The following is a 23,141-nucleotide window of genomic DNA, read 5'->3' on the forward strand; positions in this document are numbered from 1 at the left end:
TTTCCATACGTTTATTTTACTTCTGAACCAGGACGTACTTCGTCTGCAGGCTCAATAACAATTAATCGCCCGTCTGCATCTTCAGCAGAAAGAATCATACCTTGTGATTCTATTCCTTTGAGCTTTCTCGGAGCTAAATTAGCTATAAAGCATACATTTTTACCGACTAAGTCTTCGGGGGCATAATGTTTTGCTATTCCTGATACAATTGTTCGTCCTCCTAAGCCATCATCTATCTTAAATTGCAGCAGTTTATCTGCTTTAGGAACTTTTATACATTCGAGAACCCTGCCAACCCGAATGTCTAATTTTGAGAAATCTTCAAATGAGATATTTTCACGAACTGGAGCCGCTTTATGATTTTTGAGTTCGTTTGCCTTTTTTGTATCTAACAGTTTTTGTACTTGGGCTTCAATCGTACTATCTTCTATTTTCTCAAAGAGTAGTTCTGCCGGATTTAATTGTAATCCTTCGGGCAATATGTCTGTGTGTCCTAATACATTCCAATCGACGATTTGCATATTTAACATATTGCGAAGTTTTTTCGCAGAGAAAGGCAAAAAGGGTTCAAAAGCAATGGCCAGGTTTGCAGAGATTTGCAATGCTAAATTTAATATTGTTGCCACTCGGTTCATGTCTGTTTTTGCCAGTTTCCAAGGTTCTGTATCGGCTAAATATTTATTCCCAATACGAGCCAGGTTCATAGCTTCTTTCAGTGCATCTCTAAATCGGTAGTGCTCTAAATATGATTCCATTTCGGCTTTTACTCCGGTAAATTCGGACAAAGTTTGTTTATCATATTCGGTCAAATCTCCACAGGCAGGAACTTTCCCATCGAAATATTTATGAGTCAAGACGAGTGCTCTATTTACAAAATTTCCTAACACAGCGACTAGCTCATTATTGTTACGGGCTTGAAAGTCCTTCCATGTAAAATCGTTATCTTTTGTTTCTGGAGCATTGGCTGTAAGTACATAACGTAATACGTCTTGTTTGCTTGGAAAGTCTTGTAAATATTCATGTAACCATACAGCCCAATTGCGGGATGTGGATATTTTGTCCCCTTCCAGATTGAGGAATTCATTGGCCGGAACGTTGTCAGGAAGGATGTAGCTACCTTCAGCTTTTAGCATGGCAGGGAATACAATACAATGAAATACAATATTGTCTTTTCCGATGAAATGAACCAATTTTGTGTTTTTATCTTTCCAGTATAATTCCCATTTGTCGGGCAATAGTTCTTTGGTATTCGAAATATAGCCAATAGGAGCGTCGAACCATACATATAATACTTTTCCTTCAGCCCCTTCTACTGGAACAGGGACTCCCCAGTCGAGGTCTCGGCTAACAGCTCGAGGTTGTAATCCCATGTCGAGCCATGATTTGCACTGTCCGTATACGTTTGGTTTCCATTCTTTGTGGTCTTCCAGAATCCATTTTTTTAGAAAAGCTTCGTGCTTGTCTAAAGGGAGATACCAGTGTTTGGTTTCACGCATAACGGGAGTACTTCCACTAATTGCAGACTTTGGATTTATCAGGTCTGTTGCATTTAAAGAAGTTCCACATGCTTCACATTGATCGCCGTATGCTCTTTCGTTATGGCAATGGGGGCATGTCCCTATAATATATCGGTCTGCTAAAAATTGTTGAGCTTCTTCATCATAATACTGTTCGGACGTTTTCTCGATAAATTCGCCTTTTTCGTATAATTTTTTAAAAAAATCTGAAGCTGTTTTGTGATGTATCTCGGATGAGGTACGAGAATATATGTCAAAAGAAATACCGAATTCCTCGAAGGATTTTTTTATGATATTGTGATAACGGTCAACGATTACCTGTGGAGAGACACCTTCAGCTTTTGCCTTTAATGTGATAGGTACGCCATGTTCGTCCGAACCACCTATCATTATCACGTCTTCACCTTTTAATCGGAGATATCGAGTATATATATCGGCTGGGACATATACTCCGGCAAGGTGCCCTATATGTACAGGGCCGTTTGCATAAGGTAATGCTGTTGTTACGAGGGTCCGTTTAAATTTCTTTTCCATACAATATTTTATTTATTGTGATTTGTGATTTATTTCAAATTAAAATGCAAATATACTATTTTTGTTGCAAAGGATATCTGCCTGGAATTAAAATCACTATCTTTGGTAAAAGATTGTTAGCGAGTTTTGTTTGATAAATGTATAAAATGTATTTGAATGATAAATAGAGAATTAGTCGACCCTCAAAGTATTGTTATTGTCGGAGGTTCAAATAATGTGCAAAAACCAGGTGGAAAAATTATAAGAAACTTGCTGGAGGGTAATTTTAAAGGTGATATTTATGCTGTCAATCCTAAAGAAACGGAGGTACAAGGCGTTCCTTGTTTTGCTTCTGTTGATATGCTGCCTCCCGTTGAACTAGCAATATTGGCAATTCCTGCAGTTTCATGTCCTGCAGTTGTAAAATTACTTGCCTCAGAAAAAAGTACGAAAGCTTTTGTCATCATTTCTGCGGGTTTTGCTGAAGAGACTCCGGAAGGAGAAAAGTTGGAACGGCAAATATTAGATACAGTAAATTATTATGGGGCTTCTCTGATAGGGCCTAATTGTATTGGTTTGATGAATCGTAATCATCGGAGTGTCTTTACCTTGCCGATTCCAGATTTAAATGCGAAGGGTGTTGACTTGGTTTCAAGTTCTGGCGCTACTGCGGTATATATCCTTGAGTCTGCTATCGGGAAGGGACTACGTTTTAATTCTGTATGGTCAGTTGGCAATGCTCCTCAGATTGGGGTAGAGGATGTTCTTGAGTATCTTGATAGAACGTTTGAGCCGGAAACGTCGCCCCGAATAAAAATGCTTTATATAGAAAATATAAAAGATCCGGATCGTTTACTGCTGCATGCTTCATCATTGATTAGGAAAGGGTGTAAAATTGCGGCTGTCAAATCGGGTTCTTCCGAGTCTGGAAGTCGGGCAGCATCGTCGCATACTGGGGCTATGGCCAGTTCGGATTTGGCTGTCGAAGCGCTTTTCAGGAAAGCAGGAATAGTGCGTTGTTTCAGTAGAGAAGATTTGACAACGGTTTCTTGTGTTTTTACGCTGAAAGAGATTTATGGTCGAAATTTTGCTATTGTAACCCATGCAGGAGGACCTGCAGTGATGCTGACTGATGCTTTGTCGAAGGGTGGTTTGCATGTACCTGAAATAAAAGGGGAGAAGACTCTGATGCTGAAATCTGAACTGTATCCAGGTGCGTCTGTTGCCAATCCGATAGATATATTGGCAACCGGAACTCCGGAGCATCTGGAAAAGGCTATTGATTTTTGTGAAAAAGAATGTCCTGAGATTGATGCGATTGCTGTTATATTTGGAAGCCCGGGTTTAGTCAAAGTATATGATGCCTATGATGTTCTTCATCGGAAGATGGAGGAATGTTCCAAACCGATATTTCCAGTATTGCCGTCGGTTGTAACTGCCGGTAAGGAAGTAGAATATTTTTTGAATAAAGGACATGTGAATTTTTCAGATGAAGTAGAACTTGCTACGGCCGTAACTCGTGTATGTAATGCATCTAAGCCGACAAATGAAGGTATAGAACTTTATGGAGTTGATGTTCCGAGAATTCGGAGAATTATTGATGAAATTACAGAAGAAGGGTATCTTTCTCATTATTATGTTCAGCAACTTTTAGCTGCTGCAGGAATACAAATTGTTAGAGAGGAAGTGTCGAATAATAAAAAGGTATTATTGCGTAAAGCAGAGGAGATTGGATATCCGGTTGTTGCCAAAGTAGTAGGTCCTATTCATAAATCTGATATCGGTGGGGTGGTTGTAAATATACAATCAAAGAAACACCTTGCTTTTGAATTTGAACGTATGATGAAGCTCCCAGATGTGTCAGCGGTTATGATACAGCCTATGTTACAAGGAAAAGAGTTGTTTGTTGGGGCTAAATATGAGCCTCGTTTCGGCCATATAATACTTTGTGGTTTAGGTGGGATATTTGTGGAAGTATTGCGAGATATAGCTTCCGGTTTAGCTCCTTTGAGCCATAACGAGGCATTTTCGATGATACGCTCTTTAAGAGCGTACAAAATGTTTCGTGGGGTAAGGGGGGAAGCTCCTATTGATGAGGTTCAGTTTGCTGAAATTATAGTACGGTTATCCACTTTACTTCGTTTTGCAACGGAAATAAAAGAGATGGATATTAATCCTTTATTGGCAACATCTCAAGGAATCATTGCTGTCGATGCTCGTATACGAGTGAAAAAATAATTAATTTATTTTATTCCCGTAATTTTTCGTATAGTGTTCGGGATGTCCGTATTGTCGAGTCGTCCTGAAAATTGTCCTTGTTCGGCTCCGATTACGTATACCGGAACAACAGCTCCTGTATGATTATTAGATGTCCACCCGATATGGGCTTTCTGATTGATGAGAGAAATTGCAGCATTTGTCAGAGGGCCAACTGTGCTGTATAGATTTGTAATATCTTTTGCTCTTTTTGAGATAAAAGAAGCATCAAATATTCTCATCAGTTCTGCTTCTTCACTATAGCTTACCGGAATGTATTCCCATAGACCCAGATTCTTTTTTAGTATCTCTTTAGCATCTTCCCAAGAGGGGGATGATTTTCTTTCCTTTAGTTGATATAATATGTTTGATAAGTTTTCTTCTGAAACTTTTTGTTTTTGCAGAAGGGAAATTGGTAAATTACTGTCTTTTATTCCTAAACCGATACCTCCCGTTTCATGGTCAGCAGTAACGATGATAAGTGTTTCTTTGGGATGTTTTAAATAAAAATCATACGCAACTTTTATACTTTCATTGAAGCCTATGGTTTCTTGTATCATAGTTGCTGCATCGTTAGAGTGTGCAGCCCAGTCGATAGTACCCCCTTCTATCATCATGAAAAATCCTTGTTTGGGATTATTCATGAAACGGTTTATACATGTTTGAGTAAGTTCTTTTAAAGATAATGTCCCAGATTTTCTGTCTATTTCGTAGGGAATATGTTTTGTTCCCAGAGTGTCATATAATAGAACAATTTTCCCATTTTTTGCAGATTTATCGTAGTTTTTAAAGTCGTTACATATGGTATATCCCATTTTTCTGAAATAAGTATATAAATCAATATCCTGAGGGTTGTTATTGTTTACAGGCTTCAGTAATGAAGCTCCTCCGAAAAAATCAAATCCACTCTCTGCTGCTTGTTTCCCGATTTGATAGTATAAATTTCTATCTGGTTGGGTCGCGTAGAAGCCGGCAGGAGTTGCATGGTCAATTGTCGCAGTAGTAATAATCCCGATTTGCCGTCCTGTTTTTTTTAATTGTTTGCTTATAGGTGTAAGCGCATATGTTCTTGAAGAATCCATTCCTACAGTATAATTGGCCGTTTTGCTTCCTGTTGCTAAAGCGGTTGCTGCAGCTGCGGAATCGGTAATTCGGTGGTCAGCAGATTGAGTTACAGCATGGGTGACAATCGGGAAGTCCAAAAAGAGAAGATTCTCTGAAGATTTTGTTTCGTCCAGAAATAGTCGGGTTGCTTCGACATGCCCAAATCCCATACCATCTCCGATAAAGAAGAATATGTATTTAGGACCTTTACTGTATATAGGTAATGACAGGCTAATAAAAAGTGCGAGAAGAGAAAATTTAGAAAGCTTATTCATATTATTTATATATTAAAGGTCGTTAAGTCATCTCTTTTTCCATAAAAGAAATTCCCTCTATAAGACAGGAAAATAGAAGATATTTGAATAATAGTTCGTTAAATTTATTGATATGATAATCATTTACTCATGGTTCATAGATAACATTTCTTCTATATTTTCTCTTTGGTTGGATAATCTGGGGACTTTATGTTGGCCCCCAAGTTTGCCTTTCTCTTTTAACCAATCGTGAAAGAGCCCTTTTCTGGCCACGATGACTTCTAATCGGTCCAAAGCTATGCCTTTATATCTTTTAGCTTCGTAATCCGAATTAAGAGCTTGTAATGCACAATCTAGGGTATTTGCGAAATTGTCTAAAGAAGGAGGCATTTTTTCGAATTCGATGAGCCATTGGTGGCGTCCTCTATTTTTTTCAGACATATATACGGGTGCTGCTGTATAGTTTGAGACTACTGCTCCAGTTTCGGAGCAGGCTTTAGCTAAGCCTTTTTCTGCATTGTCGACCATAAGTTCTTCTCCAAATGCATTTATGAAATGTTTTGTGCGTCCTGAAATAATAATTTTTACAGGAGATGTCGATACTATTTTTACCGTATCCCCCGTTTGATATCTCCATAGTCCACTGTTTGTGGTGATGACTAAAGCATAATTTTTCCCTTTTTCAACATCCCAAATGGGTAAAGTACGAGGGTGCTCATTGTTGACTTCTTCGAGAGGGATAAATTCGTAGAAGATACCAAGATCGAGCATTAATAACATCCCCGGAGTAGATTCGTTTTGTACAGCGAAGAATCCTTCAGATGCGTTATATGTTTCTACATAATGCATTTTGGCAGATGGTATCAGTTCTTCATATTGAGTACGATAGGGATCGAAACTAATACCTCCATGAAAAAATACTTCAAGGTCGGGCCAGATTTCAGTCAAATATGTTTTTCCGCTTTTTTTTAACATTAACTTTATCAAAACAAGAAACCATGAAGGTACACCTGAAAGATTGGTTACGTGAGAATGCATGGTCGACTGACAGATCGCTTCAAGCTTAGATTCCCATTCCGACATCAATGCAATCTTCTTACTTGGGACACGAATCATGTTGATAAGAGGACTGATATTTTGTATAAGAACGGCAGATAAATCGCCACAGTAACAGTGAGCTGATAACGGACTTACATTGTGACTACCTCCTAAAATCAAACCTTTTCCGGAAAAAAAACGACTTTCAGGATTCATTTGTAGATAAAGAGCAACGCAATCTTTCCCTCCGCGATAATGACATTCCTGCATAGCTTCATAACTGACAGGAATAAATTTACTTTTATCGTTTGTTGTTCCGGAAGACTTTGCAAACCATCGTATTTTGGATGGCCAGATAAGATTCGTCTCACCTTTTTGTAATCGTTTTACATAAGGTTTTAGTTCCTCGTATGTTATTAGGGGTACCTGTTCTGAGTATTGGCTGTAGTTGGAAATATTGGAGAAATGTAATTTTTGTCCCAATTCCGTGTTTTTTGCTGCTTTTAGAAGTTTTTTGAGCTGGTCGGTTTGGATGTTTGAACCGTATTTGCCATATAAGGCAATTTCTTTTTGCCTGGCATTGAAAATATGAGATAAAAGTTTAGTAGTATTCATTTTCATGAAAGTTCTATATCATGTGACGCAAAATTACATAATAATATGAGCTGTGCAACTACAAATACATTATTTTTGATGGTAATATTAAAGGTCCCATAAAATTTGCTATGGGACCTTTTTTTAATAGAGATTATATTTATCTTCTACGTTTTGACGAAGATTCTTGGTATTTTCTACGACGGCTACTGCTACCTTGCCGGTTATTCTTTCGATCTCGGTATGCACTGTCGTTATTTTTTCGTTTTGATTCTCTGGGAGATCCTGAATTAGAAGCCTCTTCTACAGATATGCGCCGACCGAAGAAATCAATATTTTTTAATCCGTTTATAACATTTCGAGCCTCTTTTTCTTCTATTTCAAAAAATGAAAAGTTCGTCATAAGGTCTATTTTCCCAATGGTTACACGCCCTTGTACATTACTATTGATGAGGTCAATAAGAGTATTAGGATATAGACCGTCGGTTTTCCCTATGTTGATGAACATCCGGGTGAAACCTGGCTCAGCACGTCTACTACGTTTCTTTTCATTGCTATTGCTATCTTTGGTACGACTCCTTTCATCAGGAATGTCTAACTCTTGGGCATCAGCGTAATAGTCAAGCAGACGATTGAATTCAAGGGAAACTACCCGTTTTATCAAATCTTCATTACTGAGCCATTCCAATTTACGGAATATGGGAGACAGATATGAGGCGATTTCATCCTCATTTACTTTGACTTTTTCGATCCTATCGACTAAGTTGAAAAGTTGTTTTTCGCATATTTGTTTGCCGGTGGGGATATACCCTTTTTCGAATTTTTTCCCGATTATACGTTCAATTTCTTTCATCCGGCCTTTTTCTTTGACATGAATGATTGCTATTGAAGTACCAGTTTTCCCTGCTCGGCCGGTACGGCCACTGCGATGTGTGTATGTTTCTATATCTTCAGGCAATCCGTAATTGATAACATGTGTCAAGTTATCTACATCAAGACCTCGGGCAGCAACGTCAGTGGCTACAAGTAATTGTAAATTTTTTATTCTGAATTTTTGCATGACAGCATCCCTTTGTGCTTGGGATAATTCTCCATGTAAAGAATCGGCATTATATCCATCTTGTATTAGCTGGTCTGCTATTTCTTGAGTTTCACGTCGTGTACGGCAAAATATAATACCATATATACTGGGATAGTAATCTGCAATTCTTTTTAAAGCCAAATATTTGTCTTTGGCATGTACCATGTAATAAACATGTTTCACATTTTTTGCGCCTTCGTTTTTGCTTCCGATAACTATTTCTTTCGGGTTATGCATATATTTTTTTGATATGCGGGCAATCTCGGCGGGCATAGTGGCAGAGAAGAGGAGCATACTTCGGTTTTCCGGTACTTCTGCCAATATCGCATTGATACTATCGGAGAACCCCATGTTAAGCATTTCATCGGCTTCATCCATAATTACGGTATTGACATTTTCCAGTTTTACCATTTTTCTATTCATCAAATCAAGAAGCCGTCCGGGAGTAGCTACGACTATATGTACTCCTTTTTTTAGAGTCCTGATTTGGCTTTCGATGCTAGAACCTCCATATACAGGAAGAATTTTTAATCCATCGATATATTTTGAGTAATCAGTCAGATCACTGGCTATCTGAAGGCATAATTCTCGAGTCGGGCTTAGAATAAGAGCCTGAGGTTGATTGGTTTTTATATTTATTTTTTGGATAACAGGTAACCCAAATGCTGCCGTTTTTCCAGTACCAGTCTGAGCCAATGCTACCATATCTGTATTTTCGCTCAATAAATGGGGGATTACTTCTTCTTGTACTGGCATTGGATTCTCATAACCCATCTCGGTTATTGCTTTTAGAATCACCGGGCAAATTCCTAATTCTTCGAATGTTTTCATTTAATAATAATTGCTTGTTATAACTTTAGAGTTATAGCAAAAAACCTTTCCGCCTTAAAGTAATAATTGTGTGTAGGGGAATAAATCGTCTATAATGTATCTAAAGATATTTTTTGTGCCGGCAAAGGTAAGTATAAATATTCGCATCCTTATTATCCAGTGCAATATTTTAACTGAATTTGTTTAATTTATAGCTGAATAGTATGTACTATTATGCCTGTTTATTTACTTTGAAGTAATATCTGGCGTAGTTTATTACGTTTTTCCTGTGTCACTCCAAGCTCTTTTTCGAGATATTTTGTAACACTACCATAATCTCTGATAATTTTTTCTAAACCGCATGATAAATAACGTTCGTCTGCCGACAGTAAGGTAGTTATGGCTTCTTGTACATGTACTGGATATTTGTGGCAGTCTAAGCTGACGTTTCTTTTATTTAAATAGGTATTGGACAGTAGGTAGTCGTATAAAATGACATCTTTAGGCATATCTAAGGCTACCATAATAAGTGCAATAGCAAAACCTACATAATCTTTGCCTAAATCACCACTGATAATGATGGGATAATTATCTTCAACAATAAGTTGGTTGAACATTGATTTATAAGTACTTTTTGCCTTTTCGGACAGTTCTAGGTTGAGGTCTTGCATAAATATAATGGCATCACCACGGAGTAATTCGTTGTTTTTTATTTTGTCGCATAAGGGAGTTTCACAAGGCAAGGAAAGAGGTAAATTTATAACATTCTCTAAGTGTAGGGTTCCTGGAGGGGTTCTAAAATTTTCGAGATTTCTGAAGTCTATAAGTGTTCGAATGCCCATTAAATTAAGACGTTTTGTACTTAAATAATCCATAGAATCTAAGCTACCTGCTCGGTATATCATGCCCCAGCGAATATATTTTTGATGATTGTTTCTATATCCGCCTATATCCCGAAAATTTTGTATGTAATTTAATTGAGGAGCTCGTGTTGCGGTAACCATGTCATATTTATCATCAAAACGTACTAAAAAATATTGACGGTGCAGATTTGGGTTTATTTTAACTCGAGCTGCTTGATCTGAGATAGGAGATTCAGCTATGGGGTCCTTCTTTGTATCAAAATTTTCAGGATCAGAGGAGTTATATATTTTTACGGTCCCTTGGACCATCGGGTATACATCCCATTTGATTAAATATTCAAAATTATCGACAGCTTCACAAGCTACTTCAATTTCGGGTCGTGATGAAGAACAGGAAACTGATAAAATAAATAGTAATAGTGAATAAGTGTATTTCAGCATAAAGTCTCTCGATGAATAATATTTATTACAAATATATATATCATGAGGTATAATGCGATATTGTGTTGTATTATTTTAAATATATAGGACCATTATCTCTTATATTTTGCGAAATATTAATCGTTTAGAATATATTTTTTTGCAAATGTTGAGGAAATGTAATTGTCATAAGACAAGCAGACATCCGTAGCAAAATCTATACCATTTTTTATGATTGTATCCCATTCGTTTTGAGGTAGCTCGTAAAGTTGTTCTCTGGTAATGTTGTTTTTTAATAGTCCGAAAATGATACCGGCATTGAAGCTGTCACCGGCTCCTATTGTACTTATGGGTGTGATATGCGGTACATCATAATGGACATGTTCGCTTTGGGTAAATAGTTCAACTCCTCCTTCTCCTCGGGTATAAATGAAGTTTGGGCAATAAAATTTTATTTTGTCTTTATAGATTTTGTTCCCATCGGTAATATGGAAAAGATTTTCAAAATCTTCATCGGAACCTTTTACCAAGTCTGCATATTCAAGGTTTTCGAGAACAGCCGGCATGACTTTCATTGCTTCGTGAGCATGTGGTTTTCTGAAGTTAGGATCATAATAGATAATAGCCTTGCGGGTTTGGGCGTATTCGAGAAACTCCGCTATTCTTGAACGCAAAGATGGATTTATCGAATAATATGAACCTAAAATAAGAATGTCATCGGCATCAATTCGTGGCCATACAACATTGAGTCGGCTTTCCGGATACTGATTATAGAACATATATTCAGTCCTGTTATCTTCTTTGAGAAATGCGAGGGAAACAGGAGATTTGCCATCACAGAATATATCTACATATTCAGTTGTTACATTATTCTCGTGCATAAAATTTTGAATCATTTCTCCAACTCTGTCTTGGCCTAATTCTGTAATGAAACAGACCGGAGTATGCAGACGCCCTAAAGATATCATAGCATTGAATACAGAGCCTCCGGGCAATGCTTTTGTCGGCTGGTTGTTTTTGAAGATAATGTCAAGTATCGTTTCTCCTATACCAATTACTTTACGCATATTCTTTTATTTATTCTTTATCGAGACTTTGTTGTCGGGATAGTTGTCCCAGATATCCGCCATGGTGGCGCAATGCATATTGCTTACAGTCAAACCCTGTCGCCTCCATTGTACTTACGACAAGAATATCTCCGATGACAGTCATCATGGTTGTGGATGTTGTTGGTGTCAGTTTCAAAGGACATACTTCTTCCGGGCCTCCTGTAAAAAGACATACATTAGCTTTTTGGGCTAACTCGCTGTCTTTATTTCCTGTGATGACGATAAATTGGATATCTGGTCTCAACCGTGTGGCTAATGTTAACAATTCCAGTATTTCTCTAGTCTTTCCAGAATTGGAGATTACGAGCATAATATCATTTTCTTGAAGGACTCCTAAATCTCCGTGTTGAGCTTCACTGGGATGTAAGAATACGGCGGGAATTCCTGTCGAACAGAATGTGGTTGCAATGTTCATGGCGATTTGGCCTGCTTTGCCCATGCCACTCGTCACTAATTTTCCTTTTTTCAAATGTACTTTATCAACGATTAAGGCAACAGCTTTATCGAATTCGTCAGTGATTGGGATATTTAAAATTGCATCAGCTTCTCTTTGCAAAATAGATCGGATATTTTCTTTAGATGACATTGTTCGTTATTGTTTTGATTCTATATTTTCAATAATAGTGATACATTCGCTTATGTTTTTTGCTACTGTATAATTATTAAGATACTTTTCAGAGGCAAAACGCTGCTTGTAAAATATTTCAATTTGATTGAGAAGGTTGTTATAAAACCCGTTTGTATTACAAAATATAACATGTTTTTGATGATATTCCAGTTGAGCAGAGGCAATTACGGTAAATATTTCATCCAGAGTACCGAATCCTCCCGGAAGTGCGATAAAAATATCCGCTAAGTCGATCATCTTTTGTTTCCGCTCGCTCAAATCGTTCACGACAATCTGCTGATCAGGTAGAGAACTCTTCTTCCCGAGTGTACAGATTTTGTAAGTAATTATTCCGATAATTTTCCCTTCATGTTTTTTGACATGTTGAGCTGTTTTTTCCATTAGTCCAACATTTGCTCCACCGTAAACTAATGTACGGCCGGTTTTCCCTATCCAATCTCCTAAAATGGCTGCTTCATCAAAATATTGATGATTTATTTGATTTCCAGATGCACAAAAAACTCCGATATTTTTTATCATTAATATTGTTTTTTTATGGAGGGCGAAGATATATCTTTTATTTCAAAAAGGAAAATGTATAAAATTATTTATAAAAAATTACAGATGGTACAAACGTACCATCTGTAAAGTGCTTATTTTTTATTCATGTTTTCGGTGGGTAATTCTGTTTACTGATTTCAGGGCTTCATTTCTGACTTTTTCCGAATATTTATTATCCTGGCTTATTTTTAAAAGTTCTTGAAGAAGTTCGGGTGATTTATATGATAATTCGAACCAGCCAAATGCTTCAGCTAATAAAAGTTGATATTCTTCATTATTACAATTTTTGAAAAAATCGATAAGGAATGGTAGTTCTGCATGAATGGGGTTATTCCTGATAGAACGTATACAGAACAGAACGTCTTTAGGTTTAGAATCCCGATTTGAAAGTACTTGTACATTTTCATCCCATCGTCCAGCTGCATTGCGGATAAAGCTTTCGAAGTATGCTTTTTTCTCTGCTTTATTCAAATATATAGAACATTCTGCAAATTGCTTTTCGAACTCGTCAAGTAATGGTTCGGTTTCGAACATTCCCATTGCTGATTTGAGTTGGAATTCGACACGTTTTCCATTGTTGTTTCTTATCAAAGAACGAATAACTGCTGGAATCAAGCGTGGATCTCCATTCTTGCCTACCAATATACATCCTAAACGCTGTATCAGTTCGTAACTATCTTCAGTTGCCGACTCCAGACAAGAAACAAAGTTGTCATCGTCATAACGAGATAATTCCATCATACATCCTAAACGGACAATATAATTGGGGTTGGTCTTGAATGTATTTAGAAGAAAATCTGAACAATTACCATTTTGAGCAATTTGTTGTATTGCCATTAATTGCATGGCTGGATACTGGTTTTTTAACTGTTTTTTCCAATATCCGGTATTCTTTTCGGTCAGAACTTTATTGATATCGATAGATGCGTCATGAGATGAAAATGAATAAGTCGGATCTCCGATAGTATGGGATTCGAGATATGGATTGTATTTTGTCATATTTCCTATACGCATTCCTAATCCTAACAATCCAAGATTTCGGTCTGTCCATTTATCTTGTAGTACATTTACGCTATTGGCAATTGCAACTACGGTATTTCCTGAATTAAAGATGTATTCTCCTGCTATGTAGCGATCATTGTTAAATGCGCCATTGAAACATGCATCTAATAGTACAACTCTTGCATTCGGCTTATATGTGTCGAAATCTTCAATATGAAGGTCGAGTTGATAGTCTCTGATGGAATCACTGTCGATAGAGGCTTTAGTAAATATGTCGTCGAACCAGTCTTTGGGGACGTCATATTCTCTTACATAATACGCAATAGCGGTATCAGCAGGGGTCTTGCGATCTACGGCAGAACGGATTTTTGACCGGAAAAATATTTTTGCTGATTCGAGGTTATCTTTTGCATTGCGTGGTACAGGGTACCTATTAAGATATTCTTTGCCCGGGGCTCCGTGGTGGTGCAAAATTGCTATGTCCAAATCATTACGTTGTATTTCAGCCATCATGCGATATTTGATAAAATTATCGCGTAAATGGTCTATATGCTGTATGCCATTGCGTTGTTGTTTCAACCAAGGGAAATATTCGTAGTAAGATTCTTTTTCATCAATACGGGCCAATTGAGATTCAGAATTATATCCCTGACCACTAAAATAGAGTAGTTGATCAACCTTATTTTGCTCTTCTTTTAATCTGACGACTTTTTGAAGATATGCTTTCAATCTTTCGTATTTTGATGTTGTTGGTGTATCTCCTGGTTTTATTCTTCCTGAGTATATTACTGGCTCCAAACGTTGGGGTGAGTCTGCGTTTAGAGAGTAATAGAATAAATTTGGTTTCTTTTTGTCTTGCTGAATGAATGTGAATTTGAGATTCAAGTCATCGTAGAATCTGTCAGAGGGAACTGCTGTACGCTCAAAATTTTTGAGGTTTTGATTTACTTTAAATGCTGTTGTCATATGCTGTGCATCTCTTATCATGGGAATGGGTATATCACCGATGAATACTGCGCCTTCGATCGGATAGTTTTTTTGTGTATATAATTGAAGTATACATGCTCTGATGGAATCCGGTATGCCCCATTTGTCTTCGATTATAAAAGTTTTTAGTCCTTGTTTTTCTATAGACTGGGCATATTGTTCTATTTCCGGACGAACTTTTTTATAACTGATGGGATCAATAAAAATAGCAAAACCTCGATTCTTGGCCGATATGTTCATAAAAGCCAGAACCGATAATATGCATAATAGGATAATACGTGACTTGTTCATTATTTGATTTTTTATAGTTACGGTTTCTAAAAGAGAAATTGTATTCCTCCTTCTATTTGATTATAAGATGTATTTGAGTAATGGACACTTTTCCCGGTATACTGTTGGGTCGAACCTTGTAAATAAATACCTATATATGATTGTAGTTTTTGTATGTTCAATGGAATTTTACTTTCGATTTTTCCGTAAATTCCATAATGATTAGCTGTTAAATAATCAAACATAGGAATTGTATATTGTTCGGCTAAAGTTATACCATCGGAATAAAGAGATGATGATAAATTGAACTTGTAATTTCCGGAAAAAGTTATAGTCAGAAGGCTTTTTTTAATTGAAAAATGTTTTGATATATCTGCATTGATAATCAAGTTATTATACTTTTGCAAATATATGTCAGGATAATTAGTAGTTTTTGATTGTACAAAATTTATTCCTGTATTTACTGTTAAGGTCGGGACGGAATGTCGTAATAAATCGAATCTATACTTTAGAGTTCCTTCTAGCCGGTCTTCTTTATGTTTAATAGAGCTGTTTACAATCTCCCAATATGTTTGGCCATTGTCGTTAGTTACACTTTTTTGGTCATACCATATTCCGTCAATTTGATGGATGGATGCAGAAATCGTTATATTGTGCGCACTATTTTCATGTAGAATGGAAAATCTGTCATATATATTGTACTGGGTACGGTTGTATTTTCCTCCGATAAATAAGCGTTGTGTTCCTCCATCTTCGGCTTTTTCAGAATTTTTATCTATTCCTAAACTTACAATATTGCTTAGAAAAGAACGATTGTTCCATATAAGTTGGAGGTTGCCATACCAACCACTTCCTTTGTAGCGGCGTTGATATGAAGTTCCGTTTTGAAGATAGAAGCAGCCAAGGCCATTCATCAGGAAGAAATTGTAATTGGTAGTTCCAACAACATTTGTGTATTTAATTTCTTCATTCAATAATCGGCCACCTAAAGAAACCCCTATACTTAATTTTTCTGATAACTTAAAATCTAAACCCGGAGTAATATTGAAGCGCATACCTTTTGTGTCAGGACGAGGGTCGGTTTGGTCAGCTGAACTACCGACTTCATAGTGAGCTTTGATACCGAACTTCATAAAGGAGAGAGCATCCCAAGAAAATCCACCATTCAATATAAATTTCTCAACATTATATTTACTACGTACCGAGTCTGCTAAAATAAACGGATTATCAGAGGCAATATATAGGGTACTGTTCCATCTACGGTCATATTCGATGGTATTTTGGTATCCGATGCCTCCTTCAAAAGCTGTTTTTTTTAATTTTTTAGTACCAGACATATCTATAAATAGAGTTTTTTCTTTAGGAGATTTATCTATGTTGACGAAATCGCCTTTTTTATAGTTATAACCTATTTTGATGTCTGCGGTATGGTTGAGAGGGGAATATGATACAGAAGTGGGATTATCTATTCCATATCGGATGTTTTCTAAATATAGAATATCTTTATATTGCCGTTGCCGGTTATTATCGGCATCTGATGATGCCGATAATGCTACCGGAAACAAAGCAATACCAAATAATGTCAATATTTTATGTTTAAGGAACATATATGGTTTTAATAAACATTGTTTTAATTGTCTACGCTTGTTGGGTGAATACCCGGAGTAGGTACTTGGTCAATTAAAAAGTCATTTTCAGAGTTGTTCGTATCTTGGTAAATGACACGTCCGTCTTTTATTTCATGAACTTTACGTCTGATACTCAGTCCGCAATAGTCTGTTGTATTATGGATAGTACCTGCGTCAATCTCAGGACGTAAACGTTTTACCCGTTTGCTGGCGTTTGTATTTACGATATCTACTCCGTCCAGAACATATTCTTGAGGAATAATTAAATATTTGGTCGCTGCTGTTGAAGCCGGGTTTGTCATTAAGTTTGATTCATCATTGGCAAAAGCGTTTAAGTCTGTACCTTGTGGTAAACGGGCAATGATAATCGCATTTCCTGTATAAGGTACTTGGAAGTCTACTAAAACAGAGCCTATTTGTTTGATAATGTTCATATTCGGAACATCCGGATTATCCACATCTTTTTGATTATAATCGCCTACGTAGATTTCCCAGTCAGCATTTTCTAAATTTACAGGAGACTCAGGGCAACCATTGGGATCATCTTTATGGTTCATAGCTTTGGTTGCGATAACGACACTTTTACCAGGTTGTAGAGGGTAGTCTGTTCCATTTCCGGGGAAAGCGGTTATATAGCTGGTCAATGCACATATCTTCATCAATTCCCCATTTTCCATCCAACCTGATGGTAATATTCCTTGAGACCCTTCTAATACACCAAAAATAACATTGTCAAGATAAACAACTTCGTCTGAATTATTATATAATTCGTAAAATTCATCATTATACGGAGTTTTTCCGTTTTTCTTTACTTTAGAGTAGTATATTTCTTTAAAAATAAGACCACTGAAACTTCCTTCACTTAGCGTGACAGTAGCTTCAGTATCTGCATATACTGATACATTAGCTAATCCATTTAATGCTTTTATATAGCCAGGAAGCTGTCCGGATACAGAAATTTGGTATTCTCCCGAAGGTACTACGACACTGTATTTATCGTTGTCTCCTTTTGTCGCGTCATAAGTCTGCGAAGTTTGAGTATTTGTTACTTTGACTGATATTTCACTAAGGTCTGCAGCCGTATAACCATCAGGAAATTTCAGGGTTATGCTCAGTGTTGCATTTTTTGCAACTTTTTCATCGTCATCACTACAAGATACTACAGCCAGTATGGCGAGTAATGGTAAAATGTAAAACAAGATTTTTTTCATAACATTTATTTTAGTGAGTAATTAAATTTTTATTTTTATTTCTGCTCCGAAATATAAGGGAGTGATTAGGTCTTTATATCCTCCGAAAACTTCTGTTTTATAGGTTTTTGTGAGTTTCAGGAAGTTGTTTGCCATAAATGATAGTTCCATGAATTTTCCGAATTCTTTAGTTAGTCTGAAATTCAACATAATTGTCGGGGGATACACCTCTTTGTCATAATAATATCTATTAGCAAAAATGGACATCATACGCTCATAGTCGGAATTATCCCTGAATTCTGGTTGCCAGGAAATGAAGTCCAATTTTTTATCATAGAAGCCGATAGGGTCAATAAAATATTTAGTGATGTCTTCATTCCCGTTTTTTACAGTTCGCTTATAAAAAACGTCATTCCCGTTACTATCTTTATATATTCGTTGGTCGCTTTGGTACCATATCACTTGTGCAGTCGTTGAAAAAACCATTTTCAGAGAAGGTATGTGTGTGATAAATCTGAAATTGGTGTTGATTCTTTGGCTTATATTTCCACTACCCGCAGGCATCAAAGCGAGAAATGGGTATCGTTTTCCGTTTAGGGTACCTCCGGCATAAGAGTAATAAGCTTGTTCCGAAGTTCTTTTTATGTAAAACCATGCTCCGTCGACGACGATACTTGTTTTCAATGCTCTGATTTGTCCAAGGTTGAGACTGTATTCTACTCCTTTTTTTATTGTTTTGCCCGAATTTGAAGGCGTACCATAAGTATAAATCATGGTATCTAATTGAGCTTTGGCCGGGAAAGTACCACCAGTTGCATCGGTATAGTAGACAGCTCCATCTCGATATGATGGGGTTGTTCCGGTGGGCACTTCATATTTAGTGTATTCTGAGGTGAGAGGTACACTGTTGAATGAAAATTCATTAGAATGTTTTTCATAGAAAAAAGTAATATTTCCACTTACTTTTTTTATTTTCCCGGCTAGTCCAATTTCAAATTTTTTGCTGGTTGCCGGTTTTAAGTTTGCATTTGCTGTGTTTTCAATGGCTAACGTATTCATTACAGCCAGTTGCTTGGCCGGGTCACTACTGTAACTATTGAAGCAAATGTCATCGAAATAAGTAGGATTCGGGTACAGATATAACATGGTAGGTGCTTTGGATGATATACCAAATCCTCCGACAATACTTAGGTCATTGAATATTTTATTATTCCTCCGATTCAATATTTGATAATCGATATTTATACGGGGTTCTATTGTGGTAATATTTCCTCTCTTGGCTTGATTCTCATCGACAAACAAAGTCGACGTTCTTACACCAGCTTGAAGAGTCAATAATGTTGATTTCATTCGCAATACGGCCTTATCTTCTAAGAATATGGATAGATTGTTCATCATCGGAATCGATTTGAACGACCGGGGACGAGTAGCTTGTCCGCTCCCAGTTGATGGAGGTAACCCGTCTTTATATGTTAATCCGTTTCCTTTATTGCCGTTTGTTCTCCATTCTATCCCCAATTTTATGTTGGTATAGGTTTCAGAAGAGAATTGGAATATTTTGTTTGCTTTTAATTGCCCGAAAATGTCGATTGGTTTGCCGTCAAGTGTATATTCACTGTAATATCCACTGGGAAGGAACGGGACGACAAATTCTCCTGATACATATGAAGAGGAGTAGGGCATAACCGATGATCCGGAAAGCATTTTTGAGAAGTCAGACTGATGGCTGTATTGAGCCATGAAACTGTAAGAAAGATTGGATATCCAGCTTTGGTTGAGTCTCCAGTTTCCTTCTGCGTTGAATCGCCAACCTTCGTTATTGTTTTTTATTCTTTCTTCGGAAAGAAGTTGCGGATCTTGTTTTTCACTATATAAATTACGGAAATAAGATAGCTTTAAGTTCAGACTTAAAGGGAGAGATTGTGACATAAATACATTGGAGTATCCTAAGTTCCCTGTAATGCGATCATAACCGGTATATTTTTTGCGAATATCAGAGTATGATTGAGAATAGTCGGCAGCTATGTTTATTGCTCCCCCTTTGTTTTTCAGATTGAATCCTTTCCCTGCATAAAACATTTTTGATGAAGGGTCGACTTTGGCTTTTACTTCAAGAGGTGTTGCTCCTGATTTTGTTTTGATGACTACAACACCGGAAGTGAGATTTCCATATTCTGCAGAGGGGATGCCTCGAATTACTTCAACAGATTCTATATTGTCCGGAGAGATGGAACGTAAATCGGTACCCCGCCCGCTGGTAGTCTGGTCATTCATAGAATTCATTTTTTGCGATGAATTGGCCCCTGAAGCTGCGGTCGAGAATGCTTGCATGTTGGCATCGTTTGATACAGGTGCACCGTCCATGATGATTGCAGTACCCAAAGCATTATTCGCATCACTCGATATTTCTCGTATATTTGCTTGTGCGACAGAATTAATATCCGGATTTTGAGTTACATTTCCAGGTAACAGTTGTAAAAGGTCGACAACGCTTTTGGGCTGTATATGTTGTATCGCTGTTTGCTCTATTTTAGAGGCAGATCCCATTTTTTGTTCTTGAGCTGTTACAACAACTTCTTTTAATCCTAATCCGAGAGGTTTTAGCTTTATGATAAAGTTATCGACATTGCCTTGTACCGTAATTTTACCTTTTTGTTTTTCAAAACCAAGATAAGACACCTCATATTCATAAGTTCCGGCTTTTATTTGAGGTATCGAAAAATTTCCTTTTGTATCAGAAGTGGCCCATAAACTTGTAGATATAGTTATATTGGCCATTTCTAATGGTTCATTGTTTTCAGAGCTAATTATTTTTCCGGATAATTTATATAAAACCGGCTTATTTTCTGCTTTAGGAGATTGGGCAGAAGCTGTTGTTGTAAATAGGAAATAAGTGAATAGAACTGAAACAACCCAAAAGATGTATTTATAAATTTTATTCAAAGTTGCATCCATTTATTATTATTCTTGTTTTAATATAAATTTTAAGTGCTCCAAAGATTATATTATAAGTATATAATCAGAATAAAAAAAACTTTCTTATATATCTGTTATATGTGCAATTAAATGAATGTGATTAATTGTTTTTAGTATCTCCTTTGATAGATCAAAGGACAAAAGTAAAACTAAATAATATAAATTCCAATAGTTTTATTATAAATAACCCTTATTTTGCTGCATTTTGTTATAATCTTTTATTAATCTAAAGTTTTATGAATGTATTTTTCTTCTTGCTGTTACTTTTAAGAAGAGTACAAAGAAAGATAGGAACTGGAAAATAAACAATCCCATAAAGTTGGTATTTTTTTTATTGAACTTATAGTTGTGCTCATTATAAATGATTACTTTTAGGCTTTAATTAATTCGTAATGTATTATCAATCGCATACTCTTGAAAATGGACTACGTATTGTTCATTTGCCATTATTGTCTCCGGTATCATATTGTGGTTTTGCTGTAAATGCCGGTACACGAGATGAATCAAATCATGAATTTGGCTTGGCTCATTTTGTCGAGCATATGATATTTAAAGGCACGTCTCATCGACGGTCGTTACATATTCTGAATAGAATGGAAAATGTTGGAGGAGAGTTGAATGCTTATACAGCAAAGGAAGAGACTCTTATCTATTCGGTTTTTTTAGAAGAGCATTTAGGCAGAGCTATAGAGTTACTTTCAGATTTGGTATTGAATTCTTGCTTTCCTCAATCAGAAATAGAGAAAGAGGTTGAAGTTATACTTGATGAAATTAATTCTTACCGGGACAATCCTTCAGAGTTGATTTATGATGATTTTGAAAATTTATTGTTCCAGAATCATCAACTTGGCCATAATATATTGGGCGATAAGGAAGATTTATTAAATTTCAACTCTTTTTCTGGTCAGAATTTTCTTGACCGATTTTATTGTCCGGGGAATATGGTTTTCTTTTCGATGGGAAGTACACCTTTTAAAAAAATTGTTTCTTTAGTCTCTAAAAATTTAGGGAGTGTACCTGGACGGACGAGCTTTAATAAAAGGTCTTCACCTGATGATTATACACCTTTTTGTAAAAGAGAGTCATTAGATACATTCCAGACGCATGTCCTTATCGGTAACAGAGCTTATACGATATATGATAAACGGCGTACAGCTTTATATTTGCTTAATAATATTTTAGGTGGTCCTGGGATGAATAGCCGATTGAACATCTCACTACGAGAAAGAACAGGGTATGTTTATACTGTGGAATCTTCATTGACATCTTATACAGATACAGGAGTATTTGTAATCTATTTTGGGACAGACCATAAAAATACGGACAAATGTATCCAGTTGATCCAAAAGGAATTAAAAAAGTTTAGAGATAAGAGTCTTACTTCAATGCAACTATCAATGGCCAAAAAGCAGCTTATGGGGCAAATTGGTGTGGGTACAGACAATCGGGAAAGCTTGGCTTTGGGATTAGGTAAAACTTTTTTGCATTGCAATCGTTACGATTCGATGGATGAGATTTATCTCCGCTTGGAAATGGTTACAGCGTCGGATATTTTGGCTGTAGCCAATGAGATTTTCGATGAAAAGAGTCTTTCTATGCTGATTTATGATTGAATTCGGTCATCATTTGCAATATCTCTGGTATTTGAGTGAAATTTTGTATTTGTTTAAAATATGGACTTTCCTGAGGACATTCGGCTATTTCGTGTATCCATGTTGTATGGCAAGGGATATAAATGCCTCTTCCTCCTAATTGTAGTATAGGTAGAATGTCAGATTTTACAGAATTACCTACCATTATGATTTCGTGTGGATAACAGTCGATATTTTTTAATAACTCTTCATAATTTCGAATTGTTTTATCAGGCATTATTTCTATGTGAGAGAAAAAGGATTTTAATCCAGATGCTTCGATTTTTCTTTTTTGATCTATGGGGTCACCTTTGGTAGCAAGAACGAGGCGATATGAATACTGTAAAGATTTGAGAACATCTTCGACGCCTTCATAGACTTTTACAGGACGTTGTAATTGTTCTTTTCCCAGTTCCATTATTTTTAATATGGTGTTACTTTCCAGATTTTCTCCACCCAATTGAAGAGCTGTATCTATCATGCTTAACATGAATCCTTTTATACCAAAGCCATAAATGGGTAAAGTTTCTATTTCTGATTTAAGTAATGTTTTTAAGATAGTTTCTTTGGACCCGAATTTTTCGAGTAATAGGCAGAATTCTTGTTCTGTTTGTCTAAAAAATATTTCATTTTCCCAAAGTGTGTCATCTGCGTCGAATAATATAGTGTTTATATATTTTTTCATATTTTAGTTTTTTAGTAGATGGTTGCAAAGATAGAACTTTTTTGC

At 36.4% G+C, this 23,141-nt stretch carries 15 protein-coding genes; 2 read left to right on the forward strand and 13 right to left on the reverse strand.

Annotated features, from left to right (window positions below):
- Window positions 1–11: 11 nt before the first annotated feature.
- Complete coding sequence (gene metG / locus BN2628_RS11225) at window positions 12–2,051, reverse strand: methionine--tRNA ligase (protein ID WP_055097285.1); 2,040 nt, start codon at window positions 2,049–2,051, stop codon at window positions 12–14.
- A 156-nt stretch (window positions 2,052–2,207) separates the two neighbouring features.
- On the opposite strand from metG, the gene BN2628_RS11230 reads away from it, so the two are divergent.
- Entirely contained in the window at window positions 2,208–4,268 is a 2,061-nt protein-coding gene (locus BN2628_RS11230) for an acetate--CoA ligase family protein (RefSeq protein ID WP_055097287.1), read from the forward strand.
- 5 nt (window positions 4,269–4,273) lie between these two features.
- Here BN2628_RS11230 and BN2628_RS11235 read toward each other — a convergent pair whose 3' ends face one another.
- From BN2628_RS11235 to BN2628_RS11285, 11 genes are all read right to left on the reverse strand, one after another.
- Window positions 4,274–5,665: an alkaline phosphatase gene (locus BN2628_RS11235; RefSeq protein WP_074024146.1), complete on the reverse strand. Its 1,392-nt coding sequence runs from the start codon at window positions 5,663–5,665 to the stop codon at window positions 4,274–4,276.
- A 123-nt stretch (window positions 5,666–5,788) separates the two neighbouring features.
- Window positions 5,789–7,297, reverse strand: a complete 1,509-nt coding sequence (locus BN2628_RS11240) for a GH3 auxin-responsive promoter family protein (RefSeq protein WP_044227019.1) — start codon at window positions 7,295–7,297, stop codon at window positions 5,789–5,791.
- A gap of 139 nt (window positions 7,298–7,436) precedes the next feature.
- On the reverse strand, window positions 7,437–9,188 hold the full coding sequence (locus BN2628_RS11245) for a DEAD/DEAH box helicase (protein WP_055097290.1): 1,752 nt from the start codon (window positions 9,186–9,188) through the stop codon (window positions 7,437–7,439).
- Between the two features lie 221 nt (window positions 9,189–9,409).
- On the reverse strand, window positions 9,410–10,471 hold the full coding sequence (locus BN2628_RS11250; RefSeq protein WP_055097292.1) for a tyrosine-protein phosphatase: 1,062 nt from the start codon (window positions 10,469–10,471) through the stop codon (window positions 9,410–9,412).
- Window positions 10,472–10,587: 116 nt separating this feature from the next.
- Complete coding sequence (locus tag BN2628_RS11255) at window positions 10,588–11,517, reverse strand: carbohydrate kinase family protein (protein ID WP_044226734.1); 930 nt, start codon at window positions 11,515–11,517, stop codon at window positions 10,588–10,590.
- A gap of 10 nt (window positions 11,518–11,527) precedes the next feature.
- Window positions 11,528–12,145: an SIS domain-containing protein gene (locus BN2628_RS11260; protein WP_021929785.1), complete on the reverse strand. Its 618-nt coding sequence runs from the start codon at window positions 12,143–12,145 to the stop codon at window positions 11,528–11,530.
- A gap of 6 nt (window positions 12,146–12,151) precedes the next feature.
- Window positions 12,152–12,706 (reverse strand): LOG family protein, encoded by a 555-nt coding sequence (locus BN2628_RS11265; protein WP_055097294.1) that lies wholly within the window; start codon window positions 12,704–12,706, stop codon window positions 12,152–12,154.
- A gap of 120 nt (window positions 12,707–12,826) precedes the next feature.
- Window positions 12,827–15,007, reverse strand: a complete 2,181-nt coding sequence (locus tag BN2628_RS11270) for a hypothetical protein (RefSeq protein ID WP_055097296.1) — start codon at window positions 15,005–15,007, stop codon at window positions 12,827–12,829.
- 26 nt (window positions 15,008–15,033) lie between these two features.
- Window positions 15,034–16,593 carry a DUF6850 family outer membrane beta-barrel protein gene (locus tag BN2628_RS11275; protein ID WP_055097299.1) on the reverse strand — a complete coding sequence of 520 codons (1,560 nt, stop codon included), beginning with the start codon at window positions 16,591–16,593 and terminating at the stop codon, window positions 15,034–15,036.
- Between the two features lie 23 nt (window positions 16,594–16,616).
- Complete coding sequence (locus BN2628_RS11280; protein ID WP_055097301.1) at window positions 16,617–17,825, reverse strand: DUF4876 domain-containing protein; 1,209 nt, start codon at window positions 17,823–17,825, stop codon at window positions 16,617–16,619.
- Between the two features lie 21 nt (window positions 17,826–17,846).
- Window positions 17,847–20,759: a TonB-dependent receptor domain-containing protein gene (locus BN2628_RS11285; RefSeq protein ID WP_055097304.1), complete on the reverse strand. Its 2,913-nt coding sequence runs from the start codon at window positions 20,757–20,759 to the stop codon at window positions 17,847–17,849.
- 413 nt (window positions 20,760–21,172) lie between these two features.
- Between BN2628_RS11285 and BN2628_RS11290 the strand changes: the two genes are divergently transcribed.
- Window positions 21,173–22,393: a M16 family metallopeptidase gene (locus BN2628_RS11290; protein ID WP_055097307.1), complete on the forward strand. Its 1,221-nt coding sequence runs from the start codon at window positions 21,173–21,175 to the stop codon at window positions 22,391–22,393.
- On the opposite strand, the gene BN2628_RS11295 is transcribed toward BN2628_RS11290, so the two are convergent.
- Complete coding sequence (locus BN2628_RS11295; RefSeq protein ID WP_055097309.1) at window positions 22,374–23,096, reverse strand: HAD family hydrolase; 723 nt, start codon at window positions 23,094–23,096, stop codon at window positions 22,374–22,376. The two genes, BN2628_RS11290 and BN2628_RS11295, sit on opposite strands and share 20 nt — an antisense overlap.
- Between the last annotated feature and the right edge of the window lie 45 nt (window positions 23,097–23,141).

This window comes from Gabonia massiliensis (assembly GCF_001403595.1).
Taxonomy (GTDB): Bacteria; Bacteroidota; Bacteroidia; order Bacteroidales; family Coprobacteraceae; genus Coprobacter; species Coprobacter secundus.

Excerpts from the sequence above, each read along its gene's own strand:
- metG (WP_055097285.1), bottom strand. The coding sequence starts at position 2,051 with ATGGAAAAGAAATTTAAACGGACCCTCGTAACAACAGCATTACCTTAT.
- BN2628_RS11230 (WP_055097287.1), top strand. The coding sequence starts at position 2,208 with ATGATAAATAGAGAATTAGTCGACCCTCAAAGTATTGTTATTGTCGGA.
- BN2628_RS11235 (WP_074024146.1), bottom strand. The coding sequence starts at position 5,665 with ATGAATAAGCTTTCTAAATTTTCTCTTCTCGCACTTTTTATTAGCCTG.
- BN2628_RS11240 (WP_044227019.1), bottom strand. The coding sequence starts at position 7,297 with ATGAATACTACTAAACTTTTATCTCATATTTTCAATGCCAGGCAAAAA.
- BN2628_RS11245 (WP_055097290.1), bottom strand. The coding sequence starts at position 9,188 with ATGAAAACATTCGAAGAATTAGGAATTTGCCCGGTGATTCTAAAAGCA.
- BN2628_RS11250 (WP_055097292.1), bottom strand. The coding sequence starts at position 10,471 with ATGCTGAAATACACTTATTCACTATTACTATTTATTTTATCAGTTTCC.
- BN2628_RS11255 (WP_044226734.1), bottom strand. The coding sequence starts at position 11,517 with ATGCGTAAAGTAATTGGTATAGGAGAAACGATACTTGACATTATCTTC.
- BN2628_RS11260 (WP_021929785.1), bottom strand. The coding sequence starts at position 12,145 with ATGTCATCTAAAGAAAATATCCGATCTATTTTGCAAAGAGAAGCTGAT.
- BN2628_RS11265 (WP_055097294.1), bottom strand. The coding sequence starts at position 12,706 with ATGATAAAAAATATCGGAGTTTTTTGTGCATCTGGAAATCAAATAAAT.
- BN2628_RS11270 (WP_055097296.1), bottom strand. The coding sequence starts at position 15,007 with ATGAACAAGTCACGTATTATCCTATTATGCATATTATCGGTTCTGGCT.
- BN2628_RS11275 (WP_055097299.1), bottom strand. The coding sequence starts at position 16,593 with ATGTTCCTTAAACATAAAATATTGACATTATTTGGTATTGCTTTGTTT.
- BN2628_RS11280 (WP_055097301.1), bottom strand. The coding sequence starts at position 17,825 with ATGAAAAAAATCTTGTTTTACATTTTACCATTACTCGCCATACTGGCT.
- BN2628_RS11285 (WP_055097304.1), bottom strand. The coding sequence starts at position 20,759 with ATGGATGCAACTTTGAATAAAATTTATAAATACATCTTTTGGGTTGTT.
- BN2628_RS11290 (WP_055097307.1), top strand. The coding sequence starts at position 21,173 with ATGTATTATCAATCGCATACTCTTGAAAATGGACTACGTATTGTTCAT.
- BN2628_RS11295 (WP_055097309.1), bottom strand. The coding sequence starts at position 23,096 with ATGAAAAAATATATAAACACTATATTATTCGACGCAGATGACACACTT.